The following is a 2,045-nucleotide window of genomic DNA, read 5'->3' on the forward strand; positions in this document are numbered from 1 at the left end:
CTCTTTAAAGAACCATGCTTGTTTACAAGCCATTCCTTATGAAGTGGCATTACAACAAATTGGTTGGGGCGAATTAAAACCGATTAGCAGTGCTCTTTTACCGGTTGTGCCTTTTCAGGCTACACAAGTTCCAACAGCATTGGGAAATTATATTTATGGCATTGCTGACCGTCAACAATCCCCTGTCGATTTCGTTGCCGTTTCTGCCTTGTGTGGGTTAGCTGCCCTTATTGGTAATGGAGTTCGCATAGCTCCAAAACAGCATAGTAATGATTGGAAGATTGTCCCTAATCTGTGGGGTGCCATTATTGGCAACCCTTCTGCTCTGAAAACACCTGCCATGCAAGCGGCTTTAACACCTATCGCTCACCTGCAAAAGGAATGGTATCAAGAATGGAAAAAACAAAAAAAACGAGCAAAAATTGAAGAAATTCTTGAGGAGCTCAATCAGAAAGAAAAGAAAAAACAAGCTTCTAAAGCTCTTAAAAAAGGAGATTCTGAAGCTGCCCGTGCTCTTTTGTCGGAAATCCTTTTTAAAGACAATCAACAAGATGATTGCATCTCTCGTTTTATTGTCAATGATACAACGGTAGAAAAGCTTGGGGAATTACTCAATGAGAACCCCCGTGGATTATTGATGATACGAGATGAGTTATCCGGTTTTTTAACAAACATGGAACGTAAAGAATATCAAACAGACCGTGCTTTTTATTTAGAAGCTTTTAATGGGGATGGTTATTTTTTCTATGACCGTATTGGGCGTGGAACAATCTACATTTCCAATGCAACGCTCTCTATAATCGGAACAATCCAACCTACGCGCATTCTCCATTTTATCCGTCATGCTTTATATGGAAAAGGAGATGATGGTTTCTTGCAACGTTTTCAAATGATTGTGTGGCCCGATGAAAACCAAGATTGGAAATGGAAAGATAGACCTCCCTTAAAAGATGCCTATAAAGACTATGAAGAGTTTTTTCGTTCTTTTCGGGATAAACCCTTGGGATCACCTGAACACCCGATTGTGATGCGTTTTTCTCCCGATGCACAAGAACTCTTTCGTGAATGGTGGGAAAAGCTTCATAGAGAAATCAGAAGGAATGATCTCTCTGAATCCTTACAAGCATATCTTTTAAAAATGCCCAAAACCATACCAACCCTTGCTTTGATTTTTGAACTTGTCAAAGGAGGACGTTTTGAAATCACTCTCTCTTCTCTCAAAACAGCATTGCGTTGGGAAAACTATTTGTTGAGTCATGTAAAAAGACTTTATGCTGCCGGCAATGCATCTGTGCAAGGGGGTGCAAAATTGATTGTAAAGCGTTGTGACTGCTTACCTGATATTTTTACCTTACGCGATATTCACCAACGTCATTGGACAGATTTAACAGAGCATAGCATTATTCAAAAAGCTTTGGAGTTGTTATGCCGTTCAAACCACATTCGTGAAATCTCTGGAACGAAAAACCTAACAGGTGGGCGTCCTACCATACGCTATGAATGGCATCCTTTGATAAAAAACAAGAATACAAGACAATAAAACGATGAGAATTTTCATTCTTTGATCTTTCAAACCCTCAAAATCTTAGAGCACCAAGAACAATGGTTCATAAGTTATCTTTGAGGGTTTTGTTTTCTGAACACTCTCACTCTTAAAAACAGAAATACAGTTATTGCCATAGGTTTTGAGTTTTGAAACTTTGTTTTTAAAGAAAAAACATTAAAAAATAAAAATATTACTTTTCAATATGTTAAGATTTTTAAAATCCTTCAAAACAACCTATTTCCATAATACAACCTGCAAATACAATTAATGATATATGTTTTGAGGAGGTTTTGAAGTTTTATCCCCCCCTTCATAACGTCAAATGAAATATATTACAAAATGCTTCAAAATTGCATATTTGAACTCTTAAAAGCACATATCGAATTTGTTTTAATTTCCCATAAAATGAATAGCAAATTTCAGTAGTTTGCTGTTTATAGGCTGTTTATAAATGCATCTTGTTAAATTTTTTGACGCATTTTATGGCTTTTCGGGTACC

1 protein-coding gene is annotated in these 2,045 nt (G+C 36.9%); it reads left to right on the top strand.

Annotation, left to right across the window (positions count from 1 at the left end):
* On the top strand, positions 1-1,540 hold a 1,540-nt coding region (locus NPX99_RS08565; protein WP_269031410.1), incomplete at its 5' end, for a YfjI family protein.
* Between the last annotated feature and the right edge of the window lie 505 nt (positions 1,541-2,045).

The sequence above is a fragment of the Bartonella sp. 220B genome (genome assembly GCF_026930205.1).
GTDB lineage: Bacteria > Pseudomonadota > Alphaproteobacteria > Rhizobiales > Rhizobiaceae > Bartonella.